The 26,358-nt window shown below is 63.2% G+C and carries 26 protein-coding genes and 1 pseudogene; 18 read left to right on the top strand and 9 right to left on the bottom strand.

Going from position 1 to position 26,358, the window contains the following annotated elements; all coding sequences use genetic code 11:
- The first annotated feature begins 9 nt into the window (after positions 1-9).
- From DVR09_RS10500 to DVR09_RS10490, 3 genes are read left to right on the top strand one after another with little or no spacing between them, the layout of a single operon-like run.
- A complete protein-coding gene (locus DVR09_RS10500; protein WP_115416882.1) occupies positions 10-366 on the top strand; it encodes a hypothetical protein in 357 nt (118 codons plus the stop codon).
- Positions 359-1,744, top strand: coding sequence for an NAD(P)H-hydrate dehydratase (locus tag DVR09_RS10495; protein WP_234041401.1), 1,386 nt, complete (start codon positions 359-361; stop codon positions 1,742-1,744). The genes DVR09_RS10500 and DVR09_RS10495 overlap by 8 nt, the downstream gene beginning before the upstream one ends.
- Positions 1,741-2,937, top strand: coding sequence for a class I SAM-dependent RNA methyltransferase (locus DVR09_RS10490; RefSeq protein WP_115416881.1), 1,197 nt, complete (start codon positions 1,741-1,743; stop codon positions 2,935-2,937). The genes DVR09_RS10495 and DVR09_RS10490 overlap by 4 nt, the downstream gene beginning before the upstream one ends.
- Here DVR09_RS10490 and DVR09_RS10485 read toward each other — a convergent pair.
- From DVR09_RS10485 to DVR09_RS10470, 4 genes are read right to left on the bottom strand one after another with little or no spacing between them, the layout of a single operon-like run.
- Positions 2,922-3,710, bottom strand: a complete 789-nt coding sequence (locus DVR09_RS10485; protein WP_115416880.1) for a hydrolase 1, exosortase A system-associated — start codon at positions 3,708-3,710, stop codon at positions 2,922-2,924. The genes DVR09_RS10490 and DVR09_RS10485 overlap by 16 nt on opposite strands.
- Positions 3,710-4,387 carry an alpha/beta hydrolase family protein gene (locus tag DVR09_RS10480; protein WP_115416879.1) on the bottom strand — a complete coding sequence of 226 codons (678 nt, stop codon included), beginning with the start codon at positions 4,385-4,387 and terminating at the stop codon, positions 3,710-3,712. The genes DVR09_RS10485 and DVR09_RS10480 overlap by 1 nt, the downstream gene beginning before the upstream one ends.
- An 8-nt stretch (positions 4,388-4,395) precedes the next feature.
- Positions 4,396-4,698, bottom strand: coding sequence for an acyl carrier protein (locus DVR09_RS10475; RefSeq protein WP_115416878.1), 303 nt, complete (start codon positions 4,696-4,698; stop codon positions 4,396-4,398).
- 35 nt (positions 4,699-4,733) lie between these two features.
- Positions 4,734-5,699 (bottom strand): GNAT family N-acetyltransferase, encoded by a 966-nt coding sequence (locus DVR09_RS10470; protein WP_234041400.1) that lies wholly within the window; start codon positions 5,697-5,699, stop codon positions 4,734-4,736.
- A 26-nt stretch (positions 5,700-5,725) separates the two neighbouring features.
- Here DVR09_RS10470 and DVR09_RS10465 point away from each other — a divergent pair, with 26 nt between their 5' ends.
- From DVR09_RS10465 to DVR09_RS10410, 14 genes and pseudogenes are all read left to right on the top strand, one after another.
- Positions 5,726-7,240 (top strand): acyl-CoA ligase (AMP-forming), exosortase A system-associated, encoded by a 1,515-nt coding sequence (locus DVR09_RS10465; protein WP_115416877.1) that lies wholly within the window; start codon positions 5,726-5,728, stop codon positions 7,238-7,240.
- A complete protein-coding gene (locus DVR09_RS10460) occupies positions 7,237-8,463 on the top strand; it encodes a pyridoxal-dependent decarboxylase, exosortase A system-associated (protein WP_115416876.1) in 1,227 nt (408 codons plus the stop codon). Before DVR09_RS10465 ends, DVR09_RS10460 begins: the two co-directional genes overlap by 4 nt.
- Before the next feature lie 160 nt (positions 8,464-8,623).
- On the top strand, positions 8,624-9,268 hold the full coding sequence (locus tag DVR09_RS10455; protein ID WP_115416875.1) for an XrtA/PEP-CTERM system exopolysaccharide export protein: 645 nt from the start codon (positions 8,624-8,626) through the stop codon (positions 9,266-9,268).
- Positions 9,269-9,283: 15 nt separating this feature from the next.
- The gene (locus DVR09_RS10450; protein ID WP_115416874.1) at positions 9,284-10,801 is read left to right on the top strand and encodes an XrtA system polysaccharide chain length determinant; all 1,518 of its coding nucleotides are present in this window, start codon (positions 9,284-9,286) and stop codon (positions 10,799-10,801) included.
- 14 nt (positions 10,802-10,815) lie between these two features.
- Entirely contained in the window at positions 10,816-11,850 is a 1,035-nt protein-coding gene (locus DVR09_RS10445; protein WP_115416873.1) for a P-loop NTPase family protein, read from the top strand.
- 4 nt (positions 11,851-11,854) lie between these two features.
- Positions 11,855-13,525: a preprotein translocase subunit YajC gene (locus DVR09_RS10440; protein WP_115416872.1), complete on the top strand. Its 1,671-nt coding sequence runs from the start codon at positions 11,855-11,857 to the stop codon at positions 13,523-13,525.
- A 13-nt stretch (positions 13,526-13,538) separates the two neighbouring features.
- The gene (locus tag DVR09_RS17925) at positions 13,539-14,255 is read left to right on the top strand and encodes an AAA family ATPase (protein ID WP_369692525.1); all 717 of its coding nucleotides are present in this window, start codon (positions 13,539-13,541) and stop codon (positions 14,253-14,255) included.
- Positions 14,255-14,752 (top strand): hypothetical protein, encoded by a 498-nt coding sequence (locus DVR09_RS17920; protein ID WP_369692524.1) that lies wholly within the window; start codon positions 14,255-14,257, stop codon positions 14,750-14,752. Before DVR09_RS17925 ends, DVR09_RS17920 begins: the two co-directional genes overlap by 1 nt.
- 32 nt (positions 14,753-14,784) lie before the next feature.
- Positions 14,785-15,639, top strand: a complete 855-nt coding sequence (locus tag DVR09_RS10430) for an XrtA system polysaccharide deacetylase (protein ID WP_115417899.1) — start codon at positions 14,785-14,787, stop codon at positions 15,637-15,639.
- A pseudogene (locus tag DVR09_RS10425) lies at positions 15,636-16,696 on the top strand (FemAB family XrtA/PEP-CTERM system-associated protein). The gene DVR09_RS10430 and the pseudogene DVR09_RS10425 overlap by 4 nt, the downstream one beginning before the upstream one ends.
- Positions 16,697-16,771: 75 nt before the next feature.
- Entirely contained in the window at positions 16,772-16,930 is a 159-nt protein-coding gene (locus tag DVR09_RS17630; RefSeq protein WP_234041399.1) for a hypothetical protein, read from the top strand.
- Positions 16,931-16,974: 44 nt separating this feature from the next.
- Positions 16,975-17,940, top strand: coding sequence for a glycosyltransferase (locus DVR09_RS10420; protein ID WP_234041398.1), 966 nt, complete (start codon positions 16,975-16,977; stop codon positions 17,938-17,940).
- 106 nt (positions 17,941-18,046) lie between these two features.
- Positions 18,047-18,919: an exosortase A gene (gene xrtA, locus DVR09_RS10415; protein WP_435867793.1), complete on the top strand. Its 873-nt coding sequence runs from the start codon at positions 18,047-18,049 to the stop codon at positions 18,917-18,919.
- A gap of 12 nt (positions 18,920-18,931) precedes the next feature.
- On the top strand, positions 18,932-20,830 hold the full coding sequence (locus DVR09_RS10410) for an XrtA/PEP-CTERM system amidotransferase (RefSeq protein ID WP_115416870.1): 1,899 nt from the start codon (positions 18,932-18,934) through the stop codon (positions 20,828-20,830).
- Between the two features lie 127 nt (positions 20,831-20,957).
- On the opposite strand, the gene DVR09_RS10405 is transcribed toward DVR09_RS10410, so the two are convergent.
- The 4 genes from DVR09_RS10405 to DVR09_RS10390 all read right to left on the bottom strand — a co-directional run bounded on the left by DVR09_RS10405 (position 20,958) and on the right by DVR09_RS10390 (position 24,127).
- Entirely contained in the window at positions 20,958-21,656 is a 699-nt protein-coding gene (locus tag DVR09_RS10405) for a pirin family protein (RefSeq protein WP_115416869.1), read from the bottom strand.
- A gap of 105 nt (positions 21,657-21,761) precedes the next feature.
- A complete protein-coding gene (gene zapE, locus DVR09_RS10400; protein WP_115416868.1) occupies positions 21,762-22,874 on the bottom strand; it encodes a cell division protein ZapE in 1,113 nt (370 codons plus the stop codon).
- The gene (locus tag DVR09_RS10395; protein ID WP_115416867.1) at positions 22,871-23,338 is read right to left on the bottom strand and encodes a PaaI family thioesterase; all 468 of its coding nucleotides are present in this window, start codon (positions 23,336-23,338) and stop codon (positions 22,871-22,873) included. The genes zapE and DVR09_RS10395 overlap by 4 nt, the downstream gene beginning before the upstream one ends.
- A gap of 6 nt (positions 23,339-23,344) precedes the next feature.
- Positions 23,345-24,127, bottom strand: coding sequence for a succinate dehydrogenase iron-sulfur subunit (locus DVR09_RS10390; protein WP_115416866.1), 783 nt, complete (start codon positions 24,125-24,127; stop codon positions 23,345-23,347).
- 213 nt (positions 24,128-24,340) lie between these two features.
- Between DVR09_RS10390 and DVR09_RS10385 the strand changes: the two genes are divergently transcribed.
- Positions 24,341-25,066, top strand: a complete 726-nt coding sequence (locus DVR09_RS10385) for an SDR family NAD(P)-dependent oxidoreductase (protein ID WP_115416865.1) — start codon at positions 24,341-24,343, stop codon at positions 25,064-25,066.
- A 102-nt stretch (positions 25,067-25,168) separates the two neighbouring features.
- Here the strand turns inward: DVR09_RS10385 and DVR09_RS10380 are convergent, their stop codons facing one another.
- Positions 25,169-26,353: a sugar-transfer associated ATP-grasp domain-containing protein gene (locus tag DVR09_RS10380; protein WP_115416864.1), complete on the bottom strand. Its 1,185-nt coding sequence runs from the start codon at positions 26,351-26,353 to the stop codon at positions 25,169-25,171.
- Positions 26,354-26,358: the final 5 nt, after the last annotated feature.

The following is a 26,358-nucleotide window of genomic DNA, read 5'->3' as shown; positions in this document are numbered from 1 at the left end:
CGCCGTGGGATGGTGATTGCGCAACGTTTCCTCCTGACGCCTCTTCTGGCCCTGTCTGTCCTGGCCGCATGCGAGGGCGCGCCCGATATCGCATCCGAGGGCGGCACGCCTGTCCGCTGTGCGCTGCGGGGCGCGAGCGATTTTGCCAGCGAGTGCCGTCTGGTCGAAATCGGCCACGGTGGCGAAACCTATTTCGTCATGCGGCACCCCGACGGCGGTTTCCGCAAGCTCGCCCCTGCCGATACGCCTGGGGGTCTCGTTGAGTTCGACGGGTCTCAGGAAGCCGAAAGCGTGCGCGAAGGCTCCACGGTCACGCTGACCATCGGCATCGATCGCTATCGCTGGGAAACGCTCGGCGATGAGTGATCCCGTTCTCACCGTCGACCAGATGCGCGCTGCCGAACAGGCGGCCATGGCCGCCGGAACCAGCGAATGGGAACTGATGCGGCGAGCGGGCGAGGGCGCGGCGCAATGGGTCATGCGCGTGGCAGCGGGCAGGTCGGTAACGGTGCTCTGCGGACCGGGTAACAACGGCGGCGATGGTTATGTGATTGCCCATGCTCTCCGCCGGAAGGGGTATGACGTTCAGGTCGTTGCACCGGTGGAACCGAAAAGCGAGACTGCGCTGCATGCTCGGGCGCAGTTTTCGGGCGAAGTTGCGAGCGACAATTGGCTGCGGAACCCGGTCATTGTCGACTGCCTGTTCGGCTACGGCCTCGATCGCGAGGTAGGTGGGGCATTTGCCAAACTGCTTGAAACTCTATCCACAAGCAATTGCTATAAAATAGCAATCGACGTGCCGAGCGCGGTGCATAGCGACAGCGGCGAGGTGTTGGGACCGTTTGTGCAATACGATTTGACGCTGGCCCTCGGCGCGTGGAAACGGGCGCATTTCCTGATGCCCGCCATGGGATCGATGGGGGCCAGACGGCTTGTCCGGATCGGCCTCGAACTCGCGGATATGCCTGCATGTTTATCCGCGCGGCCGCATTTCTCCGCCCCCGACCCCGACGCTCACAAATACCGCCGCGGACTGCTCGCCATCGTTGCGGGCGCCATGCCCGGTGCGCCGCTACTGGCGGCGGAGGGGGCAATGCGCGCCGGGGCGGGCTACGTCAAACTGCTCAGCGAGCATTCGCACCCCGATGCGCCCGCCGAACTGGTTATAGAGCAGGGCCGCTTCGCCGAACGGATCGCCGACGACCGGATTTCCGCTTTCCTCGTCGGTCCGGGCCTTGGCCGCGACGATTCCGCGCGCGATCGGCTCGAGCGCGTACTGGCGCGAAAGGTGCCGACCGTCCTCGACGCCGATGCGCTGCATCTGATCGACCAGACGATGCTCGACCGCGCCGACCCGGCAAAACTGTGCGTCACTCCGCACGAAGGCGAGCTCGCCCAGCTATGCGCAACCTTCGGCATCGGCGCCGAGCAGAAGCTCGAGCGCACGCGCGCATTGCACGAGGCCACGGGCCTGACCGTGCTGGCCAAGGGACCGGACACCGTTCTGCAAAGTGACGTCATGACATCGTTCTTCCCCCTCGGTTCGAGCTGGCTATCGACCGCAGGTACGGGCGACGTACTCGCCGGGATCGCCGCCTCGCGCCTCGCAACCCATGGCGACCCGGCCCGTTCTTGCGATGAGGCCGTATGGCTGCATCATGAAGCCGCGCGGTTGGCATCGCCCGCTTTTTCGGCCGGCGATCTCGCCCGTGCGGTCAAACCGGCCATGGCGGCATTCCTGTGAGCGAAACCGAGATCATTCAGCGAATTGCGGCGCGCGGCGATGGCGTCACGCCTTCCGGCCGGCATGTTGCGCGCGGCGTGCCCGGCGATGCGGTTGGCGCGGATGGCACGCTGACGCCGGGACCGCATCATGTCATCCCGCCGTGCCGACACGTTCCCGCATGCGGCGGCTGCAAGCTCCAGCACGCCGATGAGACGGCACTGCGCCAATTCGTGACCGATCGTGTCGTCCACGCGGCGGAAGCGCAGGATATTGCCGTGGGCGAGGTGCTGCCCACGCATCTCTCGCCGCCGAACTCGCGCCGCCGTGCGACGCTGCATGCTCTGCGAACCGTGAAAGGCGCGGTGCTGGGCTTTCACGAAGGCGGCTCGCACCGCATCGTCGATATGCGCGAATGCCATATCCTCGCGCCGGAGTTGTTTGCTTTGGTGGAGCCTCTGCGCAAGCTGGTCGCCACGCATGGCGAACGGCAGGCTGTCGATATCGAGTTGACGCTGGCCGATCAGGGCGTCGACTGTATCGTCAAGGGCATATCGGCGGAGGGGCTTGCGGCGACCGAGGCGATGCTCGATTTCGCGCGCGATCATGCGCTCGCGCGGTTATCGCTCGATCGCGGCTACGGACCCGAAACGGTGTGGGAGCCCGACCCCCTGACGGTCAGCTTGAGCGGCGTCGCGGTTCCCTTCCCGCATGGCAGCTTCCTCCAGCCAACGCATGATGGCGAAAGCGTCCTTGTCGAGGATGCGGTGGACTACTTGCAAGGTGCGTCGACCGTGGCCGACCTGTTTTCGGGCCTCGGGACCTTCGCCTTCGCACTGGCCGGGCCGCGCAAGGTGCTCGCGGTCGAGGCGGCGCGCGACGCGCATCTCGCCTGCAAGGCCGCGGCCAATGGCCGCCAGGCGCCCGTTCTGACGCTTCACCGCGATCTGTTCCGCAACCCGCTGCAGGCCGAAGAAACAAGCCGGTTCGGCGCCATTCTGCTCGACCCGCCGCGTGCGGGAGCGCGCGAGCAGATCGCGCAGATTGCCGGGAGCACGGCGACACGCGTCGCTTATGTGAGCTGCAATCCCGCAAGTTGGGCACGCGATGCGAAGGTGCTGGTCGATGCTGGATTTCGGCTTCGGAAACTGCGCCCGGTGGGTCAGTTCCGTTGGTCCACGCATGTCGAACTGACGAGCTATTTCACTCGCTGAGAGCGTAGCGTAGCGAGGATCTGCTGGCGGAGCCATAGCTGCGCCTCTGCGCTGGAATAGGCATGATCGGCGCCCGGGCAGCGCGCCATGCGGGCGTCGTCCGCGTCCCAGCGCTCGGCAAAGACCTGCGCGGTCCGATCCGCCTCGGCAAGCAGGATGGCCGACCGACCGTCGAAGCTTTCCAGGCCCTGCCGCATCTCCTCGGCGAGCGAGGAAGGGGTGCCCTGTGTCCGACCGGCCTTCAGCAATCCCCGCGCAAGCTTTTTGAGATCGACCTGCCCTGAGATAAGCCGGATAAGCTCCCGTGGGTTCTTGAGTTTTTCCAAATAGCGGGACCGAATGGCGGAGGGCGGCGGGCTGTCATCCTCGCCATCCTCGATGGTCCAGGGATTGCTCAGGATCAGCGCATCGCAGCCCGCCCCACCGGCCAGCATAAGGGCGGAAGAAGCATCGCAATTGCCGAAACCGACCACCCGTTGGACCTGCGGTGCGATGGCGCGGAATGCGAGCAATGCGGCCGCGATATCGCTGCGCGATTTCCGAAATCCGCGGTTTTCGCCCTCGCTGTCGCCGATTCCGCGGCGATCGAAGCGGAACACGGGGAAGCCCGCCGTCGCGATTTGCGCTGCGAGATGCGCCTGCCCGTTGAAGGCTCCGGCGCGGATTTCATTGCCTCCGCTGACCACCAGCAGGCCGGTGGTGCCGGGTGCATTGTCGAGCGTCGCCCCGCAGCGTGCGCCCTGGCATTCGAAAGTCAGATGCAACCGCGCCATCAGTCGGCCAGTCCGCCAAGGATGATCCCCGCCAGGGTATCGGCCTGGGCTGGGTCGTGATCGTTTTCCGCGCGCAGCCACAGCGGTTTGCCGCCGACTTCGCCCTGTTCGATGGTGACCGCGTCGGCAGGCGGTGCAAATTCACCTTCGTCCAGCTCGCGGATCAAGGCGGCGCCGAGGTCCCATCCGGCGAGAGTGAGGCCCTCTTGCCGACCGCTGGCCAGCAGATCTTCGGAGCTTTCGCTGACACCGGCTTCGCGCGCCGCCAGGCTGCGTGCCCGCAGCATCCCACGCAAAACCTGCCTGGACTTGACCGGGGCGTAGATCCAGCCCGGCAAGGTATCGGGCAACAGCCATCCGCCCGAACGCACGGCGAAGACGTGCGTCACCGCGAAATGCGCCGCGGCCGCGACGGTGGCGGCCCGCCAGCCGGCGATGGACTGGCCCGCGAGCGGCGCGGTGCTTTCGTTGCAGCCCGGCAGGTCGGGCAGAAAGCAGTCGACGCCGTTTGCATCGAACCGTCGCATGATTTCAGTTACTTGATGGCGGAACTTGTTGGCTTCATCGAGCAGTGGCGGGATCATCAGCAGACGCTGGGGGCGATCCTTGTCGAAGCAAAGCGCCATTTCCTCGCCCGTGCTGCCATCCGGCAGCGGGCAAGGCCATGTAACGTACATTGTCGAGGTCAGCCTTCGACGACCTTGGCTTCGGTGAAGGCGAGCAGACCGCCGTAGCTTTCGAGCATTTCGCCGTCGACGTCCTCGTCCTCGATGACGATATCGAGGCGGTCCTCGATCTCGGTCAGCAGCCCGGCGACCGCCATGGAATCGAGTTCGGGCAAATGGCCGAAAAGCCCGGTCTCGCCATCGAAGCCATCGACCTGCGCCTGGTCGAGGCCCAGCACATCGCGCAGGATCGCGCGCAGCGTCTGGTCGATTTCGCTGCGGCTCGGCCCGGTCTTCGCGGCACTGGCAGTATCGGCGGTCATTGCTCGAACTTCCCCTATTCCTTGAGGCGACGCCTTTAGCTGGGCCTATTGTGCGGTGCAAGGTGGCGGATCAGCGCCCGTCCTATGGCGGGCCAAGCGCCGAGCTGGCGCCAGTCGAGGCATGTCAGACGATAACGCGGTCGGTTCAGTTCCATCCAGTCGCGCTTGTAAGGATCGGAGCCGGTCCCGAAGTCGACCAGTTCGACCCGGTCGGTATCGATCACGCGCTCGAACAGGGCCGCGCTTAGGGTCGTACCTGCCGAAAGCGGTTTGGCTGCCTCGATATGGGCCAGTTTATGAATATAGGCCGCTCCATCTTCGACCGTCCAGAACTGCGCCGCGACCGGACGCCCCTCGGCGCGTGCGATACCCAGCCGGATACGCCCCGCTTCCCCTTCGGTGCGCGCGAAGGCTTCGAGAATGTCGGCGCGTTCTTCATTGGGCTTCCAGCTTTCCGCATAGACGGCCCGATAATCGGCCCAGGCGACTTCGTCGAAGCGGTCGAGGATCTCGACGTCGACCTTCTTCGCCTTGCGCTTGAGGGTAGTGCGCATTTTGCCGGGGCGCATCGCCCAGTATTCGGCGAAACTGCGCCCTTCGACCTGGAGGACATGGTTTTCATCGCATTGCTGGCGGAAGACCAGCCAGCCAGCCTTGCGGAAGGCGGTTTCCAGTCGCGAGGCGCTGCCATCTTCTTCGGGGACGGGCGCCAGATCGAGGAGATACGCCCGGCGGCGCAAATCCCTCGCGATCGCCCGAAGCAGAAGGTCGGAGCTGCCGAGAGGCCGCCAGGTGAAAGAGAACCAGTTGGTCAGGCTGGACAGGCCCGACGGCCCGACTTGCAATGGCAGGATTAGCTGTTCGCCACCACGTTCCGCCTGAACGAAAAGCGGGTCTTCGAGCAGAGCGAACCAATCCAGCCTGTCGAAAGGCCCCTTGCCGGGCAGATCGAGCCCTTGCAGTTTGGTAACCGTCTCGTGATAGCTGACCGCAATGTCCAACGGATTTCCTTCGCTGAGGAGCGTTAATGCCTGATCCCACGCCCTATCCGCTCGATCAACTGATCGAGCGCGGGAGTGCACAGGCGCCTGCATTGGCGCTGCGCGACCGCACACTTACCTATGAGGAGTTGAGGAATGGTGTCGCCAGGCTGGCGGGATGGCTGGCAAGCAAGCGAGACAAGGGAGACAGGGTTGCCAGTTGGGCCGCCAAGGGCGAACTGACCTGCCTGCTTCCACTCGCCGCGGCGCGGGCCGGGTTGGTTCATGTTCCGATCAACCCCCTGCTCAAACGCGCGCAAGTGGCTCATATCCTGAGCGATAGCGGTGCAGCGCTCCTGATAGGGACCAAGGCGCGCCTGGGCTCGCTGGAGGACGGAGATGTACCGCCGGGCTGCGTGACCATCGATGAGGCGGAGACTTTCAGTCTGGCCGAAACCGAAAATACGATAGTTCCGCCCTCCAGCCACGACCCGGAAGAGCTCGCCGCGATCCTCTATACGAGCGGTTCGACCGGCAAGCCGAAGGGCGTGATGCTGAGCCACGCGAATATGTGGCTGGGTGCGGTCAGCGTGGCGCATTATCTCGGCATGGAAAGCGACGATGTCACCCTGGCCGTGCTGCCGTTGAGCTTCGACTACGGACAGAACCAGTTGCTTTCGACCTGGTATGCGGGTGGCTGCGTCGTACCGCTCGACTATCTCTTCCCGCGCGATGTCGCCAAGGCTTGCGCCAGGCATGGCGTGACCACGCTCGCCGCAGTACCGCCGCTCTGGGCGCAGCTCACCGATCTGGACTGGCCTGCGGAAGCAGTGTCCTCGATGCGTCGGCTGACCAATTCGGGCGGCGCGCTCACGTTGGAACTCGTGCGTGATATGCAGTCCATCTTCCCGAAAACACGCATTTTTCCGATGTATGGTCTGACCGAGGCATTCCGGTCCACCTACCTCGATCCGGCGCTGGTCGACACGCATCCGACATCGATGGGTCGGGCCATTCCCTTCGCCGAGATCCTTGTGATCGCCGATGACGGATCGCTGGCCGCACCCGACCAGGAAGGCGAGCTGGTGCATTGTGGGCCGCTGGTCGCGCATGGCTATTGGCAGGACGGGAAGCGCACGCGCGAGCGGTTCAAAGCCGCGCCCGATATGTCCGAATATGGCGGAACCGCCGTCTGGTCGGGCGACCGTGTGATGCGCGATGCGGATGGCCTGCTCTACTTCGTCGGCAGACGCGATGCGATGATCAAGAGTTCGGGCAATCGCATCAGTCCGCAAGAGATCGAGAGCGCGGCGCTGGGCACCGGACTGGTCGCGGAAGCGGTCGCGCTCGGCGTTGAGGACGAGCGGCTCGGCCATGCCATCCACCTCGTGGTGCGTCCGGCGCGAGATGCCGCCGAACCCGAAACGGCACTGCCTAGGGCCTTGCAGAAGGAGCTTCCCAATTTCATGCAACCGCATGTGATCCACTGGCGCGATGCCTTGCCGCTCAACCCCAATGGCAAGATCGATCGCACCGCGATTGCGGCGGAGATCTGCGCATGAAGCCTCTCGGTCCCATTCCCCCCGGTTTCGAGGCGATCGACGGAGAGCTGGCCATTGGCGATACGCCTGTGAGCGACCTTGTAGGGCGGGTCGGGCGCACGCCGCTTTTCGTCTACTCACGCGAGCGGATCGCGCGGCGCTTCGCCGAATTGCGCGCCGCAATGCCGGGTCGCTTGAAGATAAATTATGCAATTAAGGCCAATAGCTTTGCGCCGCTTCTTGAGTATGTTTCCAGTCTCGCCGATGGTCTCGATATCGCCTCGGGGGGAGAGCTGGAGATGGTACGGGCGACCGGCTTCCATCTGTCGCGGGTGAGTTTCGCCGGACCAGGCAAGCGCGACGAAGAACTCGAAGCTGCTATCGCTGCCGGTGTCACACTCAATCTCGAAAGCGAGAACGAAGCCGAACGCGCGCTGGCGATTGCCGAGCGGCTTGGTGAAACCCCGCGGTTCGCCGTTCGCGTCAATCCCGATTTCGAACTCAAGGGCTCGGGCATGAAGATGGGCGGGGGGGCCAAGCCTTTCGGGGTCGATGCGGAGCGTGTTCCGGCCCTTATCCAATCCATCATTGCCGCCGGTTGCGATTTTCGCGGGCTGCATATTTTCACCGGCAGTCAGGCGCTCTCTGTCGATGCAGTCATCGACATGCAGGCGAAGGTGCTCGATTGCGCCGACCGTCTGGCGCGCGAGGCGGGTGTTATTCTGCCCAAGCTCAATATGGGTGGCGGCTTCGGCATTCCCTATTTTCCGGGCGACGAGCCGCTCGATATCGGAGCGGTGGGCGCTGCGCTCGAGGATCGCTTCGAGACCTTGCCGGAAACCCTTTCACAAGCTGAACTTTTCATCGAACTCGGCCGCTATCTCGTTGGCGAAGCAGGAGTTTACCTGACACGCATCGTCGACCGCAAGGACAGCTACGGCGAGACCTATCTGGTTACCGATGGCGGGCTGCATCACCAGCTCGCCGCGTCGGGGAATTTCGGAACCGTGGTGCGGCGCAACTATCCCGTTGCCATCGCCAGCCGCTTCGAAGCCGAGCCAGACGAGATCGTGAATGTGGTCGGTTGCCTGTGCACGCCGCTCGACCGGCTCGCCGACAAGGCGCATCTGCCCCGCGCGCAGGCAGGCGACATTGTTGCGGTGTTCTGCGCCGGCGCATATGGTGCGAGCGCTTCCCCGAGTGCCTTTTTGGGACAGGGTCCGGCAATCGAAATGCTTATCTGAACCGGATGTGGCAAGGCCCGCCAAATCCAAGATTTCCGCGGGTTGGCGCGGTATGACTAACGGTATATTCACCTTTTCCGGGCAATAGTCGTTCCAAACCTCGGGAATATCGGCCGCATTCCGCGTGCCGGACCCCCCGACAATGCCAGGGAAACGATCAATGCGCTTCACTCGAACTGCCATGCTTCTCGCCGGAGGTGCTGCTTCCATGCTCGTGCTCGGCGGCTGTGCGAGCGGGAGCGGTACCGAACTTCCCCCGGCAACCTTCGTGGCCATGCAGGAAGGTCCGGGCGAGGAATATGTCATCGGCCCGCTCGACCAATTGACGATCCACGTCTGGCGCAATCCAGAACTGGGCGCGGAGGGAATCCAGGTTCGGCCCGATGGCCGGATCACCATCCCGCTCGTCAAGGACATGCCCGCCGTTGGCAAGACGCCGTCGATGCTCGAAGAGGATATCCGGCTCCAGCTCAGCCAATATATCGAGGATCCGCTGGTTTCGGTCATCGTCAACGAGTTTGCCGGCACGTTCAGCCAGCAGGTCCGTATCGTGGGCGCGACGGCCCAGCCCGCATCGTTGCCATATCGTGCGAACATGACGGTTCTCGACGCGATGATCGCGGTCGGCGGTCTTTCGGAATTCGCCGCGGGCAACCGCGCCAAACTCATCCGGTTCGACAAGCAGCTCGGCCGTCAGCGGGAATACGCGCTGCGCCTGACCGACTTGCTGAAACGCGGGGACAGCAAGGCAAATGTGCTTCTCCAGCCGGGCGATGTTATCATCATCCCCGAAAGCACCTTTTAACGGGATCGCTGGGGCATGCAGGAAATCTTGGACGAGTTACGCAGCGCGCTGCAAACGGTGTGGAACCGTCGGTGGGTTGCGCTTGCCGTGGCTTGGGTCGTTTGCATTCTGGGCTGGCTGGCTGTCGCCTTCATTCCGAACAGCTACGAAAGCCGGGCGAGGATTTATGTCGAGCTCGAGGATGTGCTGTCCGAACAGCTCGATATTTCGGGCGATGGCCAACAGGCGATCACCAAGGTTCGTCAGACGCTCATCAGCGCCGTCAATCTCGAACGCGTGGTGAGTGACACCAAGCTAGGCGAAAAGGTGATGACCGACGCCGAAATGCAAAGCGCGGTGCAGGGCCTGACCGAGAATATCGTGGTCAAAAGCGAGCAGGACAATCTATTCGAAATTACCGCGACTATCGGCAAATCCAGCTTGAGCGACGCCGAGAACGCGGCGCTTGCGCGCGATGTCGTCCAGAACCTGATCGATATTTTCCGTGAATCCAACATCGCCGGCAATCGTGGCGATGTGGCGGACACGATAGCCTTTCTCGACCAGCAGCTCGAAGATCGTAAGGTCGAACTCGAGGCTGCGGAGCAACGTCGGCTGAATTTCGAGGCTCAGCATCCTGACCTCATTGGTGGCAGTGGGACCGTAACCGGTCGGTTGCAAGGCATGCGCACGGAAATGCGTGGTATCGATGCGGATATCGCCGCAGCGCAGAGCGCTCTGGCGGCAATCAACGGCCAGATCGCCAGCACACCGCGTACGATCATGACCGCCAACAGTGGCGGCGCGCGCGGTGCCTTGATGCAGGCGCAATCGCAACTCGCGGCCATGCGGGCTCGTGGACTTACCGACAGCCATCCCGACATTCAGGCCATTCAGCGCCAGATTTCAGCGCTACGCGATCAGGCTGCAAGCGAGCCGTCCGGCGCCGGAGGATCGCCTAATCCGGCCTATACCTCGCTGCAATCGATCCGTGCGGAACGGCAGGCCAACGTTCAGGCGCTTCAGGCTCGCAAGGCCGCGCTTCAGTCCGACATTTCCGCTCTTATCGCAGCCCAGGCCGACGAACCGGCCGTGGCGGCGGAAGCCAATCGCATCAGTCGCGATTACGAAGTACTGAAAGATAAGTATGACGAGTTGCTGAAAGATCGCGAGGAAATGCGCCTGCGCGGTCAGGTGGAGACGGAACGTAGCGCCTTCCAGTTCGAGGTGATCGATCCGCCGACCACGCCGCGTAATCCGGCGGCGCCCAATCGGCCGTTGCTGCTATTGGGTGTGTTGATCGCCGGATTTGGAGCTGGCGCGGGTGTGGCCTTCGTGATGGGGCAGATCAAGTCGAGCTTCACCACTGCGGACAAGCTCGAGCGGACGCTCGACCTGCCAGTCATCGGAACGATCTCGCGCTCGATGACGAAAGCTATGCGTCGACACGAGAAGTTACGCTTGAAGCAATTTCTCGCGGGTGTCGGGGGACTGGCGGGGATTTGTCTTCTCCTGCTGGTCGTCGAAATCGTCCAGGTCGGTTCGGTGGCCTGAGGGGGAACGTGCCAGTGAATAAGCCCAGCAATATCGTTCCGTCCGATAAAGACGACAAGAAGACCAAGCGTGGTTCGCTCCTCGAGCGCGCCAGCGGTCTGTTCGGATTGGACAAGCTGTCGCCGGCATCGGTTCCGGACAAGCTCGAGGGTGAAAAGGCCAAGAAGTTCGCTCCGAAACGGCGATCTGTCGACCCTGCGACCTCACACGAAATGCCGCGCCGCCGCGCATCGGACTGGATCGGCGAGGCTGCATCTGCGACGCCATCGGCTGACACGGCTCCCGCGGTTCCTCCCGAGCCCAAAACGCCGGATGTGACCTTTTCCGGGCCGAAACGTGAAATCGCTCGGTCGCTACTGCGCGAACAGGGGCTGATCGATCCCGATGGCGGCGCTTCGACTCTGCTCGAGGAATTCCGCATTGTGAAGCGACAGGTTCTTGCATCCGCGAAAACCGAGGGCACACCCTTGGCGCGCCGCGTGCTGGTCTGCTCCCCTCATCAGAACGAAGGCAAGACCTTTTGTTCGCTCAATCTCGCGATTGCCCTGGCCGGTGAGCGTGATCTGGAAGTACTTTTGGTGGATGCCGATTTCGCCAAGCCATCGATCATGAACAAGCTCGGGTTGAGCGCGGGCAAAGGTTTCATGGATATGCTTGCCGATCCGACCAGCAAGATCGAGGACTTCGTGATAGGGACGGATATCCCGGGCCTGTGGGTTCTTCCGGCCGGTCAACGCACGGGCCGGGATAGCGAGTATCTCGCAAGCGAGCGGACCTGGAGCATCCTGAACAGCCTCACGCGCGGCGCTCGCAACCGGATCGTCGTGTTCGACAGCCCGCCGGCCTTGGCCGCAACACCGGCTGCGGAGCTGGCCAAGCACGTCGGACAGGCTCTGCTGGTCGCACGGGCCGACATGACCGGCAGAGCGGCGCTGGACGATGCGCTCGATCTCCTATCAGCCTGCCCGGACATCAAGCTGTTGCTCAACGACGTGACTTTCAGCCCCAGTGGACGGAAGTTCGGCAGCTATTACGGATATGGGGAGTAAGCCCATGGCCCGCCGTGTATATTTCCGACATATGGTTGCAACCGTTCTGGCTGCAGCATTGGCCCATGCCGCACCCGTGCATGCGCAGTCCGCTCAGGGAACGAATAGTGGCGAAGACGAGACCGAGGATACGTCTTTCCGCCGGGATCGGACGAGCATTGACCCTTATATCGAGGCGAATTCAATCGCGAGCTGGCAGATCTCGCCGGGCAGCGACGTTGTGACCTACACTCAACTTGCCGCTGGCGTCGATGCCTCGATCGTTGGCCGAAACAATGGCGGGAGCGTCTCGCTTCGCTACGAACGCAACTTCGCGCACCAATCGGATGGTGCGGATTCGGATACACTGACCGGTATCGCGCGGGGGTATGCCTCCATCGTCCCGCGCGTCCTCACCATCGAGGCGGGAGGGTTGGCCAGCAGCACCCGTGTCGATGCGCAGGGCCGCTCGGTCATCAACCCCACTGTCGATGATGATTTTTCAACGCAGACCTATTCGGTTTACGCCGGGCCGAGGCTCCAGACGCGAGCGGGCGATGTCGAGGTGAGTGCAAGCTATCGCATCGGCTACACCCGAGTAGACGGCCCGGATTTCGCTACCATTGGTGGCAGTTCGGCCGAACTGTTCGACGAAAGCATAACGCACAGCGCCAATTTGCGCGCGGGAACACGCCCGGGAGAACCATTGCCTGTCGGCATTGGCGTGGGCGCGGGGTATTATCAGGAGGACGTCTCCAACCTCGATCAGCGTGTTCGTAACGCCCATATCCGGGGCGACGTCACCGTACCGATCACGCCAACTTTTGCCGTGATAGGGGGCGCCGGCCTGGAAGATGTCGAAGTCTCGAGCCGGGATACCGTGCGCGATGCCGCGGGCGACCCCATCATCGGTTCGGATGGTCGCTTTGTCACCGACGAATCGAGCCCGCGCATCATCGCCTATGAGGCAAGCGGGTTGATCTGGGATGTCGGCGTCGTCTGGACGCCAAGCAGCCGCACCCGGCTGCAAGCGCAGTTCGGTCGTCGTTATGACAGCGATACCTATAATGGGAGCTTCAGTTGGCGACCGAATAGTCGGAGCAGCCTGAATATATCAGTTTACGATGGGATTCAGGGCTTCGGCGGCAGGTTGAACAATTCATTGGCAGGCCTGCCGACCGACTTCACCGTGACGCGTGACCCCGTGACCGGGGAAGTCACCGGTTGCGTGACCACGCTCGAAGGCAGCGGATGTCTCGACGGCCTGCTCGGGTCGGTGAGGTCTTCCGTGTTTCGCGGACGCGGCGTCACCGCCAGCTATTCTCGGCGGATCGGCCGGATGACCGCCGGTATCGGAGCGGGCTACGACCGTCGCAAATTCATCGGGGCGCCGGGCACGGTGCTGGCCCTTGCCGACGGTATCGTCGATGAAAGCTACTATGTCACCGCCGGTCTTTCCGGGCCGGTGGGCCAACGGGGTTCCTTCTCGATCAACACCTTCGCCAACTGGTTCGACAGCGGGACGGCGGGAGTGGGCGACGTCCGGTCGATCGGCAGTTCGGCGAGCTACACCGAACAGGTCATGCGCAATCTCTCGGCCCGCGCCGCCGTGGCGATCTCGACGCTCGACAGCGATATCGCTCCCGACAATTTCACGACAGCATCGGCCCTGCTCGGCCTGCGCTACGATTTCTGATAGGATCTGTTCGATGTACGAAGAATTTTACGGCTTCAGCGAGCGGCCCTTTCAGCTCACGCCCGATCCGGCGTTTTACTTCGAAAGCCTGACGCATAAGAAGGCGCTGAGCTATCTCGGCTACGGCCTCAATCAGGGCGAGGGGTTCATCGTCATCACCGGCGAGGTCGGATCGGGTAAATCGACCCTGGTGGCGCATCTCAAGCAGAAGCTCGACGACGAACGCATGACCGTGGGCGAGGTGGTCACCAGCGCGCTGGACGGAGAAGAGATGATCCACGTCGCGGCGCGCAGTTTCGGCCTGGATGTAACCGGGCGCGACAAGGCAGCGGATCTGGCCGCAATCGAGCTGTTCCTGCACGAGGAAGCCCGCAACGGCAGGCGTGTGTTGCTGATCGTGGACGAAGCGCAAAACCTGTCGATCGGGGCGCTCGAAGAATTGCGCATGCTGTCGAATTTCCAGCTTGGTTCGCATCCCTTGCTGCAAACACTGCTTTTGGGGCAGCCGGAATTCAAGCAGCTTCTCGCCCAATCGGATGAACTCGAACAATTGCGTCAGCGTGTAATCGCGGCGCATCACCTGGATGCGATGCAACCGGGGAGATCGAGCCCTATGTCATGCACCGGCTCAATCATGTCGGTTGGCAGGGCAATCCCGAGATCGAAAACGGTATTTGGGTCGATCTGCACAAGGCAACAGGCGGGATACCCCGCAAGGTCAATCAGGTGATGACCCGCTTGCTGCTTCTGGGGGCTGTCGAAGAACGCTCCTTGCTCGATGGCGAGATGCTTGACGCGGTCGTCGAAGAGATGAGCGGCGATGCGGCGCCGGTCGATACCCATGCGGCCAAGCCGCGCCCGGACCGTGACCTCCCGGCCGCCGAGGCGATCGCGCGGGCACGGGACCAAGCCCAGCATTCGCGAACGGCGCCCGAGCCCGTTCCAGCGACGACCGGGGAAGACGATGCCCGGAAGAAGGGTCTCCTCGACCATCAGATAGAAGCGATCGAAGCCGCATTCGCCGAGCGCGACAAGCATATGGCCGTGCTGCGCCGCGAGGTCGAAAAGCTTGGCGCAAGCCATGCATCGAGCGATCTGCCCGAAGACGTGGGCCAGCGCCTTGCCTCGATCGAGGCCAGGCTGGACGAGCAGGAGCGCTCGCTCCGCCACGTCCTGACCATGATGATCGACTATTTCGAAGCGCAAGGTTCGCGCGTGGCGGCCTGAAAATCGAGGAGGGGGTGTTGAGCGACAGCACCATCGTCAACGGCCTCTCGGTCGATGTCGAGGACTGGTTCCAGGTCGGCGCGTTCGAAAACACCATTTCGCGCGAACACTGGGATGGACTCGAATTGCGGGTGGGCGACAATGTCGCGCGCATCCTCGATCTGTTTGACGGTGCAGGTGTTAAAGCGACCTTCTTCACTCTGGGTTGGGTCGCGGAACGCAACAAGGCTGCCATGCGCGCAATCGTCGAGCGCGGTCACGAACTGGCCAGTCACGGCTATGACCACACGCGGGTCTTCACCTTCTCGCCTGCCGAGTTTGCAGAGGATCTCGCCAAAGCCCGCGCCATTCTCGAGGATGCAGGCGGTCAGCCGATCACCGGCTATCGCGCACCCAGTTTTTCGATCGACGCGCGCAATCGCTGGGCACACGATATTCTGGCCGAACAAGGCTATGTCTACTCGTCCAGCGTGGCGCCGGTGGTGCACGATCATTATGGCTGGCGAGAGGCTCCGCGCTTCGCATTCCGCCCTGTCGAGGGCAGCGAGCTGGTCGAAATCCCGGTGACCACGGCGCTGCTGAAGGGAAAGCGCCTGGCTGCGGGCGGCGGCGGTTTCTTTCGCGTCTTGCCCTATGGTTTCAGCCGCTGGGCGATCGGGCAGGTCAACCGCGAGGGCCGTCCGGCGGTGTTCTATTTCCACCCATGGGAGGTCGATCCCGATCAACCGCGGGTTGCCGGAGCACCGCTGCGCTCCCGCATCAGGCATTACACCAACCTCTCAAAAATGGAGGGCAAGCTTTCCAGGCTACTTGGCGATTTCGCCTGGGGCCGGATGGACGAGATCGCCCAGCGCGAGAAGGCGCGTAGCCGGGTATGGTCGGCATGAATGCGCCGATCTCTAATAAGGCCTCCATAAGGCAGGCCGATCTTGGCGATGCGGAAGAAGTTGCGCGGATCGAGCGCTTCGTCGCACGGCACTGCGGCAGCGTCTTTCAGCGCCCGCTTTGGCTGCTTGCGATAGAGCGCGGGACCGCTAACGACGCGCTTGGACTTGTGATCGAGCGAGCAGGGGATCTGCAAGGCTGGCTGCCGCTTACCGATGTTCACTCCCCACTATTCGGCCGGGCGCTGGTGTCGAGCGGGTTCGGCGTCGACGGGGGTGTGCTGGCCGAACGCGAAGAGGACGTAAGCGGGCTGTGCCATGCTGCGGAAGAACTCGCAAATCGCCGCGCGGCGTCGAGCGTCGAGTTGCGTGGGGACCGGCGCCTTCCGAGTGGCGCCCCGTTACCGGAAAGCATGCAGGTTTTACCAGCGATCTTGCAGCGGACGACGAGGCACAGTTGCTGGCCATCCCGCGGAAGGCGCGAGCCGAGGTGCGCAAGGGCCTGAAGAATGACCTGGATGTCAGCATCGGTCAGGGTCCCGAGGACCGGGCAGCCCACTACGCGGTCTATGCGGAAAGCGTGCGCAATCTGGGTACTCCGGTATTCCCGCGCCGCCTTTTCGATGCCGTGCTGGACATGTTCGGGCAGACGGCGGATATCCTGACGGTCAGTCATCGTGGCACGCCTGTCGCCAGCGTCCTGTCGCTTTACCACCATGGCGCGGTTATGCCTTTCTGGGGTGGGGGCAGGTGGGCTGCACGTAGCCTGCGTGCCAATGAGCGAATGTATTACGAGCTGATGTGTCATGCGCGCCGCAAGAGCTGCACGCGGTTCGATTTCGGGCGTTCCAAGATCAGCAGCGGCCCCTATGCCTTCAAGAAGAACTGGGGTTTCGAGCCAGAGCCGCTGACCTATCATATGTGGACTCCGCCAGGCATAGAGCCGCGCAATGTCGACCCGACCGACGAGGGCTACTCAGCGAAAATTGCGCTGTGGAAACGTCTGCCGCTTCCGATCGCCAATCGGCTGGGGCCGTGGATCGCGCGCGGGCTCGGCTGACATGGGCCAATTCCTGTTCCTGGCGCATCGGGTTCCCTTTCCTCCGGACAGGGGGACAAGATTCGTTCGCACCATTTGCTCAAGGGGCTGGCCAAGCTCGGCCCGGTCCATGTCGGGACCTTCGGCGAAACGCCGCAGGACATGGCACAGAAGGGCGAACTGGCTGCGATCGCGAAGACCCATGCGCTGATCCAGCGCAAAAAACCGCTTCCGTTTGCGGGGTGGAGGCCCTGATACAGCACAGGCCTGTCAGCCTGACCGCTTTCGAGCATGAGGCCATGCACCGCTACGTCGCCAAGACGCTGGGAAATCACAAGATCGACACGGTCTTCGTTTTCTCCGGCCAAATGGGGCAGTACATCCCCGGCGACTATGCCGGTCGCGTGATTATCGACCTGTGCGATGTCGATAGCGCCAAATTCGAAGCCTATGCCGCTGCCGGACAGCGGAGCTGGCTGAACCGGCGCGAGGGGAGGCTGCTCGCTCGCGAGGGGAGGCTGCTCGCTCGCGAGGAGGAGAGATTGGCCCACCGTGCCGATACGACGCTGCTGATAAGCGACAACGAGGTCGCGCTTTTCCGCTCGCGGCTGTCGAGTACACGGCAAGTCGATTTATGTGCCCTGGGTAACGGCATCGATGCGTCCTTCTTCGATCCGGATCGCGTCGCCCTTCATCCTGATCTGGAGGAGGGCGAGGACCCGCAACTCGTTTTTACGGGCCAGATGGATTACGCGCCCAATGTGGCGGCGGCTGAGTGGATGATCGAGAACATCATGCCTGCACTGCGCCGTACCTATGCGCGGGCGCGGTTCCATATAGTCGGGCGGGCTCCGACGGCAGCTCTGAGAGACCGGCATGGCGAGAACGGGGTTCGCGTGTGGGGCGAAGTGCCGGATGTCAGACCCTTCCTTAAATCGGCCGATCTGGTTGCAGCACCGCTCCTCATCGCGCGCGGCGTTCAGAACAAGGTTCTGGAAGCCATGGCCATGGCGAAACCCGTTGTCCTGACGCCTGGTGCGGCTACCGGCATCGCCGCCGAGAATGACCTGCACTTCGCCATAGCACGGCCCGACCCGGCAGAAATGCTCGTCCGGATTGAAGCGCTTCTGGCCGACCGCGACAAACGGATGGAAATGGGGCGTGCGGCTCGTGAGTTTGTGATCGACCGCATGAGTTGGGACAGTGTCCACAAGCGGCTTGCGCAAGTAGTTGTCCCGCAAGACAGTGCAAACCATGCCACCTGACGCCGCTTTGGAAAACCGTGCTGCCTCGAGCTGGGGCCGGACCCTTGTCTTGCTAGCCGCTGCATGGGCCACCCTATCCTGGGTCACGTTCGCGGAATGGTCGGAGATGGCCCACCAATGGTGGGATATCGATACCTACAGTCATATTCTGCTGATCCCGCCGATTATTGTGTGGTTGGTCTGGATCAGGGGAGACGAGCTGCGGCGCGTGGAGCCTTCGGGCTGGTTGCCGGGCCTTGCCTGGTTTTTCATGGGCTTGACCCTCTGGCTCGCTGGCCGGATCGCAGACGTCAATCTGATCGCGCAAGCTGGTGTCGTTGCCGCGTTTCAGGGAACCGCGCTCGGCATTCTCGGCTTGCGCGCAGGCCTCATCCTGGCGTTTCCTCTCGCCTATATGGCGCTTCTCGTCCCTTTCGGTGACGAGATCATTCCGCCATTGCAGTATGTCACCGCGGAAATTGCAACCGCACTCACCCGGTGGAGTGGGATCGAGACAGTAGCGGACGGAATTCACATCGATACGCCCGCCGGGCTGTTCATCGTGGCCGAGGAATGTTCCGGGGTGAAATTTCTCATAGCGATGATCGCCCTGGGCGTGCTGGTGGCCCATACTTGCTTCTCCAGTTGGCATCGTCGGTTATGGTTCATGCTCGCCTGCGTAGTCGTACCGATCGTCGCCAACGGTATCCGCGCATGGGCGACGATTTTCATCGCGCAATACGTCGGCGCCGAAGCTGCGGGGAGTTTCGATCACATCATCTATGGCTGGGTCTTCTTCGGTATCGTCATCGCAATGGTGTTGGGGGTTGCCTGGCGCTGGTTCGAGCGCGAGCCCGAGGACGCGGGATGGTCCGTTGCCGAGGTATCCGCCATGCCATTGGTGCCGCGCATTGAAGGGAAGGGCGTCAAGCCAGCACTCGTCCTTGGCGCAGTCCTTACCATCGCATTGGTCTTTGCCCTGCTTGCTCGGCTCGTCTAGGCCCTCGCGCATATGTGCGGGATCGCGGGGATTTTTCATTACCAGACGGTGAAGCCGGTCGATCCGAGGCGGGTAGAACGCATGACCGATGCGCTCGCCCATCGCGGCCCCGACGGCAGCGGTGTATGGACCGCACCGGGCGTGGGGCTGGGGCACCGCCGCCTGTCGATCATCGACCTCGATGGCTCGCCGCAACCGATGCATTCGGCCCATGGGCGCGCGGTGATCGTCTTCAATGGCGAGATCTACAACTACCGCGAATTGCGGCGCGAGCTGGAGCGGGGCGGGGCGCGTTTTCGCACCGATGGCGACACCGAAACCATCCTGGCTGCCTGGGAGAAGTGGGGACCAGACTGCCTGTCGCGTCTCGACGGCATGTTCGCCTTCGCGCTCTACGATCTCGACCGGCGCCAACTGTTCCTCGCCCGCGACCGCCTGGGCGTGAAGCCGCTTTACCTTGCGCGGCTCGAGGGCGGGGCACTCGCCTTCGCCAGCGAGATGAAAGGCTTGCTCGCCAATCCACTGATGCGCCGCGAGATCGATCCGCTGGCGATCGAGGATTATATGACCTGGGGCTATGTCCCCGACCACCGTGCGATGCTGAAAGGCGTCGAGAAGCTTCCGGCGGGCCACTTCCTCCTGCTGGAGCACGGCCGCGAGCCGGGGCCGCCACGCCAGTGGTGGGATGTGAGCTTCGCCGGCCGCGAGAAGGGACGGACAGAGGACCTGTCGGCCCAGCTCCTGCACCTGATGCGCGAGGGCGTGACCAGCCGCATGACTGCCCACGTGCCGCTGGGCGCGTTTCTTTCGGGCGGAGTCGACAGCTCTTCGGTTGTCGCGCTGATGAGCGAGGCGAGCGCGGTCCCGGTAACGAGCTGCTCGATCGGCTTCGATGTCGAGAGCGTCGACGAAACGCAATATGCGCGGCAAGTGGCCGAACTCTTCGCCACCGACCATCACGAACGCATCGTATCGGCCGACCAGTTCGGAGAGATCGACCGGATCGGCGCGATCTTCGACGAGCCCTTTGCCGATGCCAGCGCCCTGCCGACCCTGCGGGTGTGCGAACTCGCCCGCGAGCACGTGACGGTCGCGCTGTCGGGCGACGGCGCGGACGAGGCCTTTGCCGGCTATCGTCGGCAGATCTTCCACGCCCGCGAGGAACAGGCCCGCGCCGTGCTTCCGCGCGGCTTGCGCGAACCGGTGTTCGGGGCGCTCGGACGGCTTTGGCCCAAGGCCGACTGGGCGCCGCGTCCGTTGCGCGCGAAGACGACGCTGCTGTCGCTCGCCGCGAGCGGGGAAGCGGGCTATGCTCGTGCCCTGTCGATCCTCGCGCCCGAGCAGCGCGAGCGGCTCTATGGCGAGACTCTGAAGCGCGAGCGGGGTGAGTACCGCGCCGAACAGCCGTTCGAAAAGCTGATGCGGGATGCTCCTGCGCGCAGCGGGCTCGACCGGGCGCAATATGCCGATCTCAAGTTCTGGCTCCCCGGCGATATCCTCACAAAAACCGACCGCACCAGCATGGCTGTGGGCCTCGAAGCGCGCGAGCCGCTGCTCGACCATCGGCTGATCGAATTCGGCGCGCGCCTGCCGCATCGTCAACGGCTGCGCGGGACGACGGGCAAGTGGCTGATGAAGCACACCATGGAACGCTACCTGCCCGAAGACATACTCTACCGGCAAAAACAGGGATTCGTGACCCCGCTCTCCGAATGGTTCCGCGGCCCGCTGGCCCCAGAAGCCAGGGCGGTCGCATCGAGTGAACTGCTGACGGGCAGCGGATGGTTCGCCCGCAAGGCACTCTCACGCCTCGCGGACGATCACATTTCGGGCCGTTCGGATCATGGACGCGTGCTGTGGCAATTGCTGATGCTGGAGCGCTCGCTCCGGCATCTGGGACCCACGGGATAATCACGAACCACCGTCACCCCGGCCTCTGAGCCGGGGTCCCGCTTGCTTCTGGCGGAGCGCTAGGCCGTGAAGAAGAGCGGGACCCCGGATAAAGTCCGGGGTGACGAAGGGAAAAAGGTGTGACGGGCTAACGCGCGTCGACCAGCACCACTTCGGCGTCGTCGAGCGCTTCCACCACGATTTCGCTTTCGCCGGTCACGGCAATCCCGTCGCGAGGCTGTGCCTCTATGCCGTTGACCTTCACGCGGCCTTTCGGCGCGACGAGATACTGATGCCGCTCGCCCGAGGTGCTCCACATCGCCGTCTGACCGGCCGCAAGCGTCGCCGCGGCCACCTTGGCATCGGTGCGGATCGGCAAGGCATCGTCGGTCTCGGGGGTGCCGCTGGCGAGCACTTCGAAAGCGCCTTCACGACTGGCCTTGGGAAACGCGCGCTGGCCCCAGCCGGGCTCCTCGCCTGCGCGATCCGGGATGATCCAGATCTGGAACAGCGTCGTGTCCTCATCCTCGAGATTGTATTCGGCATGGGTGATACCGGTGCCCGCGCTCATCACCTGCACATCGCCAGCGGCCGTGCGGCCTTCATTGCCGAGGCTGTCGCGGTGGCTGATCGCACCTTTGCGCACGAAGGTGACGATTTCCATGTCACGATGCGGATGCGGGGGAAAGCCGGTCTGCGCCTGGATCGTGTCGTCGTTCCACACGCGGATGCTGCCCCAGCCCATCCGGTCGGGATCGTGGTAGCCGGCGAAGCTGAAATGGTGCCGCGCGTCGAGCCAGCCGTGATTGGCATGGCCCAGCGTGGCGAAGGGTCGGATATCGATCATGCAGTGTCTCACATCGGCGGGGTGTTGACGCCGGAAGTAGCATCGATGTGGGACGCGCTTTTCCGTCTTCAAGAACGCACACGGATGTGACTGCCCCGGCGGCAGCTAGCCGAGGCCGTGGCCGCGCGCCATGTAATCGGCGCTCTGCATTTCCATGAGGCGGCTGACGGTGCGCTCGAATTCGAAGGCGCCATCGCCTGCGGTGTAAAGGTCTTCCGGCTCTGCGGCAGCAGTGACGAACAGTTTTACGCTGTTCTCGTACAGCGCATCGATCAACTTGGTGAAGCGGATTGCTTCATTGCGGTTATCGGGAGACAGGGTGGGAATGCCGACTACGATCACCGTGTGATAGGCATGCGCGATGGCAAGGTAATCGGCCGCGCCGCGGTTCTCGCCGCACAGCCGCTTGAAGCTGAACACGCCGACGCCTTTGAGGCTTTTGGGTACATGCAGCGTGCGCCCGCCGCCGAGGTCGAGCTCGGCGCTGGGAACGTGTTCAGCATCCTCGGGCTTGTAGTCGGTAAGGCGGAAGAAGGCCTCGCGCACCTGTGCGGTCGCGGCATCCCCCAGCGGGGAGTGCCAGGTCGCCATGTCGCCCAGCCGGTCGAGCCGGTAATCGGTCGGCCCGTTGAGCGGCAGTACGTCCAGTTCGGCTTCCACCAGATCGATGAACGGCAGGAACAGCGAGCGGTTGAGCCCGTCCTTGTAAAGATCGCGCGGCGCGCGATTGCTGGTGGTCACCACCGTCACGCCCTGGTCGCGGATCAGCGCTGTGAAGAGGCGTGCCATGATCGCGGCATCGGCAGTGTTGGTGACGACCATCTCGTCAAAGGCCAGACAGCGCACGTCCTCTGCGATATCTCGCGCAACCTTACCCGTGGGATCGCCCGGATCGCTCTCGCGCCGGGCGCGCATGCGGCGGTCGACTTCGAGCATGAATTCGTGGAAATGCGCGCGGCGTTTCTCGTCGATGCCCAGCGTCTCGACGAAAAGGTCCATCAGCATCGATTTACCGCGACCGACGCCGCCCCACATATAGACGCCCTGGGGTCGCGCTTTCTTAGGCCGGAACAATTGCGCCAGCAGCCCGCCGCTGGTTTCCGCTTCCAATTCCTTCTGCAGCCGGTCGAGCCGCTCGGCGGCGCGCCGCTGGTCGGGATCGGCCTGTAGTTCGCCCGCGGCGACGAGCCGCTCGTAGCGGGCGAGCATTCCGGTCATTGGGTTGCGCGGCGCTTCATCTTCTTCACGATACCGGAGAAGCTGGCGACCGTATGATCCTCCTGCACGACCGTCCCGCGCACGAAGACCATGCTGCCGGTCTCGCGGACGATTTCGCATACCGCATCGAGCGGTTCGGCGGGTTTGCCACCGCCGACGAACTGGGTCGACAGCTCCACCGTGACCGACGGCCCGGCATTGCCGGTGCCGATCGTGTGCATGGTGGTGAACAGGCTGATGTCGATCAGGGAAAGCGTGACCGCGCCGTGGATGATGCCCTGAAGGTTCTCGTGCCGCCGTTCCGGGAACATGCGCAGCCGCGCCTTCCCGTCATCGTCGACGCGGGTGATGAGCTTGCCCATCACCGCGCCGTTGAACAGGCTCTGGTCCTTCAGGTTCCAGTGCCGCCAGCCCGGATTGTCCGGGTCGGGGCCGTGTTCGAAGATTTCGTCCCGTGAAAGCAAGCCGGATCAGATCGCGCGTTCGGCGATCATCTTCTTGGTTTCGGCGATCGCCTTGGCCGGGCTCAACCCCTTGGGGCAGACATTCGCGCAGTTCATGATCGTGTGGCAGCGGTAGAGGCGGAAGGGGTCTTCCAGCTGGTCGAGCCGTTCGCCGGTCATCTCGTCGCGGCTGTCGGCCAGCCAGCGATAGGCTTGCAACAGGATCGCCGGGCCGAGGAACTTGTCGCTGTTCCACCAATAGCTGGGGCAGGCGGTCGAGCAGCAGGCGCACAGGATGCACTCATAGAGCCCGTCGAGTTTTTCGCGCTGTTCGGGCGACTGCAAGCGTTCCTTACCGCTCGGCGTGGTCGAAACGGTCTGGAGCCAGGGGCGGATGCTGGCATATTGCGCGTAGAAATGGGTGAAGTCGGGCACGAGGTCCTTGATCACGTCCATGCTCGGAAGTGGGGTGATGCGCACCTCACCCTTGAGGTCCTCGATCGCGGTGGTGCAGGCGAGGCCGTTCTTGCCGTTCATGTTCATCGAGCACGAACCGCAGATTCCCTCGCGGCACGAGCGGCGGAAAGTCAGCGTCGGGTCGATTTCGTTCTTAATCTTGAACAGCGCGTCGAGGACCATCGGGCCGCACTCATCGAGATCGAGCTCGAACGTATCGTAGCGCGGATTTTCGCCGCTGTCGGGATCGTAGCGGTAAATCTTGAACTTGCGGATGCGCGAACCGCCATCTGCCTTGTGGGCGCGGCTCTTGCCGGTGATCTTCGAATTCTTCGGAAGGGTGAAGGTCGCCATTACGCTTTCGGTCCTGTTTCTCTGCGCACCCCATCTAGCGGTTCACGCGAGGGGCGCAAGGCCATCTATGACGCAATTGCGGCAATGCCGGTGCCGCGGGATCGAGGGCGGCAGGCCCGCTTGAGGAGAAAGGGCCGCCGGTCACGGCAATCGCTGGAAATCCTCTCTGCGGAGAGGAACCTGCAGACCATCCCATGGGTCTATCTCGATGAGATGAATGCACATACAACATTTCGGCGCGCTGCCGTCTTCGGCGCGAGCGGCGGTATCGGCGGGGCACTGGCCGGGACACTGGCGGATCGGGGGGTGGACGTATGGGCGGGAAGTCGCTCCGGCTTTTGCCGCGACAAGCGGATGCGCGGTTTCGCCTTCGACCTGGCCGACGAAGCCTCGATCGCGGCAATGGCCGCGGAGCTGGCGGCAACGCCGCCCGATCTCGTGATAGTGGCCAGCGGCGTTTTGACATTGGACGATGGGAAAGGCCCGGAACGCTCGTTCAAACAGATCGATGCCGATGCGATGGAGGCCGCCTTTCGGCTCAACACTATCGGGCCGGCCCTGATTGCCAAACATTTCCTGCCCCTGCTGCCGCGCAGGGACCGGGCCGTATTCGCCGCATTATCGGCGCGGGTCGGCTCGATTTCGGATAATCGACTCGGGGGCTGGCACAGCTACCGGGCAAGCAAGGCGGCTCTCAACATGCTCTTGAAGAATTTTGCCATCGAGCTCGGCCGGACGCACGAGCAGGCAGTGGTCGCGGGGTTGCATCCCGGCACTGTCGACACGGGCCTGTCCGAACCGTTCCAATCCAACCTGCCGGATGGACAACTGACAGCTCCCAACGCTGCGGCCGCGAACTTGCTCAAGGTGCTCGACGGATTGACGCCGAGAGACAGCGGAAGTGTTTTCGACTGGAAGGGCGATGAGGTGCCAGCCTAGCACGGCTTTTCCTTGAGTGTATGGGCGCGAAATTCGGGAATGCGTTCGGCCGTGCACATATCGAGGTTATCTCGGCTCCCACATACGGCTGGGTCAACCGGTTCAGGCCTCGGTTAAAAAGCGGCGTCCCGTCGCCGTGCGATTTTCGAGGTGGTAGCGGATCAGTTCACCATGGCGCGTCGCGCCGATACCCAAGCCCGTGGCGCGTTGGGGCACGCGGACATTCGGCCGCGCATTCGCTTCGATGAGCATAGGGCCTCGGTCACTCGGCGCAACGTCCCAGCCAATTTGAACATGCGCAGGAAAGTGATCGGCATGCGCATCGAGGGCAAGCCGCCTGAGTGCCGGCCAGTCCGGGATCCGCCTGCCGGGAATGGGACGATCATTGGCCGGATGCCGGTCGAATTCGCCCGGTGCCGTCGCGTATCTCGCCAGTCCCAATTCGCCCGTTTCGAAATCGATGGCGGAAAAGATACCGCCGGCATGTGCGTTGTCGACGATGACGCCGGGCTGGGCCGCGAGACGGAGAACCGCCGTAACCAGTTCAGGCTTACCGCGCTCGTCGAGGATGGTGGTGATGCGTGATGTGGGCAGGGCGTCGAGCGCGATGTCCGCAATATCGGGATGGGGCCGAAGCAGGTCCTGCGCTATCCAGCCGCCGGTCGTTTTCGTCTCTTCGAGCATCCGCAGGAAGCCGGTGGGCTCCAGATCGTCAGGCTGCGCGGCAATCAACTCGATACCCGCGCCTCCCGACCCTCTGATCGGCTTCAGCAGGAAAGGCCCGGCTTCGGGCCGTTGGAATATCTTCCATCCGTCCTTGTCAGAGCGTTCGGCAAGAACGCGGGGGTGGGGCAGGCCAGCATGCGCGCAGACGCGATAGAATTCGCCTTTGTCGGTGATTGCGGGGTCGTGATCGGTCGCCGGGTTGGCGATTGCGCGGCTCACTCCGACATGTTCGAACCGCCGCATAACGGTATCGAAGTCACTTTCGCCGCGAATGTCGTAGAGGGCGACATCGCCGGGGTCGGCAAACCGGCTGAGGCAGATCCGTACCGCCTCCAAACGGCGAGGCTTGCTCCATCCCCACTTGCGCGCGACCTTGCGCGCGCGAAGGACGATGAAAAGCCGGAAGGCCGCATAAAACAGAGCGTTAAAGGCAATCCTCAGCGGACCTTGGCCCCGGCGCATCCGTGCGTAATAGGGATCGAGGAAAGCGGCGGAGCGAAAGTCGACGATGCCCGGATAGATGGCGAAGTTCAGCCGGACGAGATCGTATAGCCGCTTCATCGATC

The organism is Erythrobacter aureus, assembly GCF_003355455.1.
Classification (GTDB): Bacteria; Pseudomonadota; Alphaproteobacteria; order Sphingomonadales; family Sphingomonadaceae; genus Qipengyuania; species Qipengyuania aurea.
Note: the sequence above shows the minus strand (reverse complement) of the source record. Positions and strands in the feature narration are given on the sequence as shown.